The organism is Aquisalimonas sp. (assembly GCF_007120195.1).
Taxonomy (GTDB): Bacteria; Pseudomonadota; Gammaproteobacteria; order Nitrococcales; family Aquisalimonadaceae; genus Aquisalimonas.
Genome location: NZ_SKOG01000193.1, coordinates 1 through 5,937 on the forward strand (window position 1 = coordinate 1; position 5,937 = coordinate 5,937).

General features: G+C 64.6%; 8 protein-coding genes and 1 riboswitch. Of the genes, 2 read left to right on the forward strand and 6 right to left on the reverse strand.

The features are described from left to right. Positions 1–303: hypothetical protein (locus QZT63_RS13750; protein ID WP_290652062.1), on the reverse strand; the 303-nt coding region annotated here is incomplete at its 3' end. Positions 304–383: 80 nt separating this feature from the next. Here QZT63_RS13750 and QZT63_RS13755 point away from each other — a divergent pair. After that, entirely contained in the window at positions 384–1,256 is an 873-nt protein-coding gene (locus QZT63_RS13755) for a PHP domain-containing protein (protein ID WP_290652063.1), read from the forward strand. Positions 1,257–1,301: 45 nt separating this feature from the next. On the opposite strand, the gene QZT63_RS13760 is transcribed toward QZT63_RS13755, so the two are convergent. Further along, entirely contained in the window at positions 1,302–1,613 is a 312-nt protein-coding gene (locus tag QZT63_RS13760; protein WP_290652064.1) for a hypothetical protein, read from the reverse strand. A gap of 346 nt (positions 1,614–1,959) precedes the next feature. Here QZT63_RS13760 and QZT63_RS13765 point away from each other — a divergent pair, with 346 nt between their 5' ends. Continuing rightward, positions 1,960–2,346, forward strand: coding sequence for a DUF2750 domain-containing protein (locus QZT63_RS13765; protein WP_290652065.1), 387 nt, complete (start codon positions 1,960–1,962; stop codon positions 2,344–2,346). Positions 2,347–2,407: 61 nt separating this feature from the next. On the opposite strand, the gene QZT63_RS13770 is transcribed toward QZT63_RS13765, so the two are convergent. The 4 genes from QZT63_RS13770 to thiC all read right to left on the reverse strand — a co-directional run bounded on the left by QZT63_RS13770 (position 2,408) and on the right by thiC (position 5,446). Further along, positions 2,408–2,686, reverse strand: a complete 279-nt coding sequence (locus QZT63_RS13770; RefSeq protein ID WP_290652066.1) for a hypothetical protein — start codon at positions 2,684–2,686, stop codon at positions 2,408–2,410. Positions 2,687–2,872: 186 nt separating this feature from the next. Beyond that, positions 2,873–3,034 carry a hypothetical protein gene (locus QZT63_RS13775; protein WP_290652067.1) on the reverse strand — a complete coding sequence of 54 codons (162 nt, stop codon included), beginning with the start codon at positions 3,032–3,034 and terminating at the stop codon, positions 2,873–2,875. Between the two features lie 162 nt (positions 3,035–3,196). Continuing rightward, positions 3,197–3,448, reverse strand: coding sequence for a hypothetical protein (locus tag QZT63_RS13780; protein WP_290652068.1), 252 nt, complete (start codon positions 3,446–3,448; stop codon positions 3,197–3,199). Between the two features lie 120 nt (positions 3,449–3,568). Further along, complete coding sequence (gene thiC / locus QZT63_RS13785; RefSeq protein ID WP_290652069.1) at positions 3,569–5,446, reverse strand: phosphomethylpyrimidine synthase ThiC; 1,878 nt, start codon at positions 5,444–5,446, stop codon at positions 3,569–3,571. 77 nt (positions 5,447–5,523) lie between these two features. Next, positions 5,524–5,625, reverse strand: a riboswitch (TPP riboswitch). Positions 5,626–5,937 lie beyond the last annotated feature (312 nt).

Sequence of the window (5,937 nt, forward strand, 5' to 3'; positions counted from 1 at the left end):
CTCTTGGTGATGCTTGGCGATGAGTTCCAAGAAGACCTGGTGGCGGGCGGGAACGTCGTCGCGGTGAATCGTGCACCCCCTGGTTTCCAGCTCCCGCAACTGGCGGCTGAGGGTGACAGCGCCCGCTGTGTCGAGGCGCTCGACGGCCGTCATGTCCAGGTGCACGTCACGGACCACCCCTGGTGGCAGCTGGGGTATTCGCAAAGACAGCCCCGCCAAGGTCCAGTCACCGCTGCAGACCAGGGCGCTGCGGGAGCCCTCCCAGCCCAGGGTTGGTGGTTCGCTGTCGTCGTCTGGCCGCATCCGCATTCCCCTATAGTGAGTGAACACCCGTGGCGGCGGTTGGCATTGATTCTCGGTGACGATCGGGGGACGATCGCAGTATGCGCATCCCGTCGACCGAATCGCCTGCATTGTGCGTGGATCTGCACGCCCATTCCACCGCATCGGACGGCGCTCTGACGCCCGCGGCACTCGTGGAGCGGGCGGCGATCCAGGGCGTACAGCAGTTGGCGCTGACCGACCATGACACTGTCGCCGGCCTGCCGGAAGCGGCGCGGGCGGCTGCCGCATCGGGTGTGGAGTTGGTCCCCGGCGTCGAGGTCTCGACCCTCTGGAAAGGCCGGGAGATCCACGTGCTCGGGCTAGGGGTCGGTAGCCACCCGCTTCTGGATCAGGGGTTGCGCTGGCAGCAGGAACAGCGCTGGCAGCGTGCCGGGCGCATTGCCGAAAGACTGACGCGGTGCGGACTTCCGGGGGCAATGGACACCATGTCCAGCGCACACGGCCAAGCGCCTAGCCGCAGCCATTTCGCGGCATGGCTGGTGGAGCAGGGCGCTGCACGGGATAGCGCACAGGTGTTCAAGCGCTACCTGGGGCGCCATGGCCGGGCTTGGGTCTACCCGACGTGGGTCAGCCTGGAAACGGCAGTGGGCTGGATCCACCGGGCCGGTGGTTGGGCCGTGATCGCCCATCCCTTTGCCTACCGCATGACGGGCGCCTGGCTTCGCCGCCTCTGTGCGGCGTTTGTGCAGGCTGGTGGAGACGCCGTGGAGGTCGCGACCGGCCGGGCGACGCCAGCACAGGTGCGTGATGCCGTGGGCCTCGCGCTGCGGCATGATCTGTTGGCGTCCTGCGGATCCGATTTTCACCGCCCGGACTCAGGCGTGGAACTGGGCTGCCTGCCCGCGCTGCCGCACTCCGTGACACCCGTGTGGAGGGCATTGGGTCTGCGACAAGCCGCCCGGGGTGGCTGACAGCGGGTCCTCAGGGAGGTCACGCCACACCAACGGCGCCGGCGATCATCGATCGTGCTCGTTGGGCGGTCGCTGCTTACGCGACGCTTTGGCACTGCGGATTTCGTACTCCCCCTCGATGACCGTACTGCGGTGGTTGGCGTGCGACTCCGGCGGGGGCGCGGATTTCCCTGGCCCGCGCCACCGCAGGCCCTGAAGCAGCCGGAAACGGATCCAGAGAATCACCGCCACGATCACGCCTAGCCCCAGGAACACAGCGAGCAGCAAGGCGCCGAGAAAGAAGGCGGCGCCGATGAACACGACGCCGAATATCAGCAGGATGACCTGGAGCAAGGGGTTGCTGGTTCGGTACTGCATTGCGCTAAGACCCGTTGTGAGATGCTGCTGACAGTGCCGTGCACCGAGATCACGAGGCTATGGTACTACTAACCTTTGCGTGTGTATTGACACCGAGACCCGGCAGCACGTGCGGGACAGGGAGTCGTATGCCGCTGCAAACACGGCTGGGGCGGCGGCAGTGCCGCCGCTGGCGCCGCCCCAACAACGGGCGAGGCGGTTGTCGGGCGTGTGCGGCACGTGCCACAGTGCCTTGGGCGCTGCAGGATCTGGTCAGTGCGCACGGGCAAACAGGCCGCGATGCACTACCGGGGGGTTCCTTGGTGGGCCCGTTATGGCGACGGCTTGGTAGGCGGAGGGCAAGCGAATGGCACAAGCCGGCGAGGAAGCCGTGGACCCATCGTATCGTGCCTTCCTGGACGAGGTGATCACCTCAGGCCTGGTCTGGGGTCTGAGTGACGACGAGGGCTGGGCGCTCGCGCCCTCTGCGCTGGACAACGGCATCATGGTCATGCCCTTCTGGGCGGACGATGCGGCGGCCGCCGAGTGCGCGACGGACGAGTGGCGGAGTTTTGCTCCGGAAGCGGTACCGCTGGATGTCTTCATGGAGCGGTGGTTGCCCGGCATGGACGGTGATCACCTGCGGGTGGGTGTGGCGTGGACGGCGGCACTGGAAGGCGTCGAAGTGCCCCCGCTGGAACTGCAGGCGGATCTGGAGGCCGCGATCGCTCGCCGGGATGATGGCGCCGAGTGAGCGCGTGACGGGTGGGCAGTTCCTGCGGTCAACGCCCGGGAGCCCTGTGTCCTGACCGCTGCTATTCATCAACGCTGCGCGATTTGATGAACAGAATCGCCGCCGCGGGCACGTGCACAATTCCGAACGAGGCCAGGAACACCAGTATTGTGTTCAACTCTGTCATGACGCCGTAGAGCCGTGCCATCACCCAGGCGAAGGCGAGTCCCGTGCCGACGAGCACAAGGCGGGCCGTGCGCAGGTGGCCGGCACTCGGGATAGTGAGTGCAAGCCGGTGATGCGCATAGCCAGTCGCGAATAGCGACAGCGCGGCAATGATGACAAGCGCCAGATTGGGCATGCTAGTGTCCTGTCCCGTAAATACGTTGCGAAAATTGGCGTGGATCCTGACGGTTCCTGGCAAGGCGCGCCGACGAGGCGTACGGGGACGACGGCGAGGAGGCGCAACGCCGCCAGGGGCCGTCAGGGCCGCGACAATCGTAACGTTATTTGCGGGACAGGACACTAACTCCCGGGCGAGAGGCGACTACGGCGGCAGGAAGGCCATGGCCACCCAGACCAGGCCAATTAGGACGATGATGGCGGTGGCGGCGAGAGTGGCCCGCACCGGTCCGCGGCGGCCGTACATGGCGAATGCGAGCAGGACGAATACGACGGTCCCGGTGACGAGCAAAGCGGTCACGAGCATGGCGACGTACCTTTCAACGCATCGTGCCAGGGCAGGGCATCACCGCGATCCGTGGGCATGGTGGCCCGCGCGAAGCCGTGGCGAGACCGCCTCGAGCGCCGCCAACATTGTGACAACGGCCCGCCGGCGGGCCGAAATGGTACGCACATTTGGGGCAGGACACTAGACGGCCCCGAGCGCGCGCAGGACACGGCGGCGGCCGAACTCCGCCACGTGGCAGGCGAGTGTAATGGACGTCACGACGAGTAGCCCACCCGTGACCTCGTAACCGCCGGTGGATATCTGGTAGCCAACGAAACCGATCAGCGCAAAGGCAAGCAGGCCAACGACCAACGCGACTGCATTGGTCAGCAGCCACTGTGGGAGTGTCTTTTCAGGTTCCTCGAGAAGGCTGTTCTCGTGGGGATGAGTCATCGGCGTATCTCCTCCCGGGCCAGCCCTGGCGCGGGTTGGCGTATTCCTGACCAGCCAATCCTAGCATGTCGGCCGCGTGCGGCGACAACGGCCCCGCGACGACTGCCGCGGGGCCTCGTTTTATTTGGGCTGGTAGATCCCGTACTCCGACTGTCGGAACTCCTCGGCCTTCTCCTCCATGCCCTGCTGCAGGGCCTCAGCGGTTTCCAGGCCATGCCGACGCGCATAGTCACGCACGTCCTGGGTAATTTTCATGGAGCAGAAATTCGGGCCGCACATGGAGCAGAAATGGGCGACCTTGTGACCTTCCTTGGGCAGGGTCTCGTCGTGATAGGCCTGCGCCCGTTCCGGGTCCAGTCCGAGGTTAAACTGGTCTTGCCAGCGGAACTCGAATCGGGCCTTCGACAGCGCATTATCCCGCACCTGGGCCGCCGGGTGCCCCTTGGCCAGATCGGCGGCGTGCGCGGCAATCCTGTAGGCGACAATGCCCTCGCGCACGTCTTCCTTGTTGGGCAGGCCCAGGTGCTCTTTCGGTGTGACGTAGCACAGCATGGCGGTTCCGTACCAGCCGATCTGGGCTGCGCCGATGGCTGAGGTGATATGGTCGTAGCCGGGCGCAATATCCGTCGTCAGCGGGCCCAGGGTATAGAACGGCGCCTCGTCGCAGACGGCGAGTTCCTTGTCCATGTTTTCCTTGATCTTTTGCATGGGCACGTGGCCGGGGCCCTCAATCATGACCTGGACATCGTGCCTCCAGGCGATCTGTGTGAGCTCCCCCAGGGTGTCCAGCTCTGCGAACTGGGCCTCGTCGTTGGCGTCGGCAATGCAGCCAGGGCGCAGACCGTCCCCGAGGGAGAAGGCCACGTCGTACGCCTTCATGATCTCGCAGATGTCTTCGAAGTGGGTGTACAGGAAACTCTCCCGATGGTGGGCGAGGCACCATTTGGCCATGATCGAGCCACCGCGAGAGACGATGCCAGTGAGACGGTTGGCCGTCATGGGGACATAGCGCAGGCGCACACCGGCGTGGATGGTGAAGTAATCCACACCTTGCTCCGCCTGCTCGATCAACGTGTCGCGGAACAGCTCCCAGGTAAGCTCCTGGGCTTTGCCGTCAACCTTCTCCAGGGCCTGGTAAATGGGCACGGTACCGATGGGGACGGGGCTATTGCGAAGGATCCACTCGCGCGTCTCATGGATGTGCTTGCCGGTGGACAGGTCCATCACCGTGTCCCCACCCCAGCGGATCCCCCGCACCATCTTCTCGACTTCCTCCTCGATGGACGACGTCACCGCGGAGTTGCCGAGATTGCAATTGATCTTCACCAGGAAATTGCGGCCGATGACCATCGGCTCCAGCTCCGGGTGATTGATATTGCAGGGGATGATGGCGCGGCCACTGGCCACTTCCTGACGCACGAACTCCGGTGTGATCACATCGGGAATCCGGGCACCGAACGCCTCCCCGCAATGGCGCTGCAACAGACGCTGGTCGCTGATGGTGTGGCGTTGCTGATTCTCCCGGATAGCGATAAATTCCATCTCCGGGGTGATGATTCCCTGGCGCGCATAGTGCATTTGCGAGACGTTCGCGCCGGAGCGGGCGCGGCGCGGCGGCCGAATATGCGCAAAGCGCAACGGCGCGGTCGCCGGGTCTGCGGCGCGGTCCTGGCCGTGCCTGGAGCTGGGCCCACCGAGTTGCTCGGTATCGCCCCGCTCTTCGATCCAGGGCCTGCGAATGGCCGGCAAACCCAGACGCAGATCGATGGGCGCATCCGGATCGGTGTAAGGGCCGGACGTATCGTAGACCGCCAGTGGCGTGTTCGCGTCCCGTCCCTGCTCACTGACAGTGTCGGCCTGGTGGATCTCCCGCATGGGCACACGCAGGTCGGGTCGCGAGCCTGTGACGTGGATACGCCGGGAGCCCGGGAGGGGGCGCGTGATCGCCGAATCCAGCCCATGGGACTGGCCGCTGAAGACAAAAACGTGTGAACTCATCGTGTTTTCACCTGGTTGGTGGTACGCCGGCCGCGGCCGGTTTCATGGAAAACACAAAGCGAGAGGCGCATTCGATGAGGCAGGCCATCAAAGCTTCCCTACGCCGGTACAAACCGGGTCAGGTTCCAAGGGTATTTCTCAGCATCCCGGACGATCCGGGAGCACCCCCGCTTCGGAACAGTGACGCCCCGCGTGAGCGGGGGCGCTGCCACTATAGTAGGTGATTACAGGTGCAAGGCAAAGTCGGGACACCTGCGCCAAGTGATCTGAGCCGGTGCCAGGATGAATTGCCCATGGTGCAGTGCCTCTTGTGTCCTGACCCACAAGTGCGCGACATTGCCGATGCGCGCTGCGTCTGTCAGGACAGGGGTGCGCGGAAAAATGGCAAGCAGAAGACAACGAATCTCGGTTACAGGACACTAGGGTTTTTGCCCGCTATGGGCTAATGTCTGGGGGTAAAGGGACAAGTAGACTGACTAGGCCAAAAATGC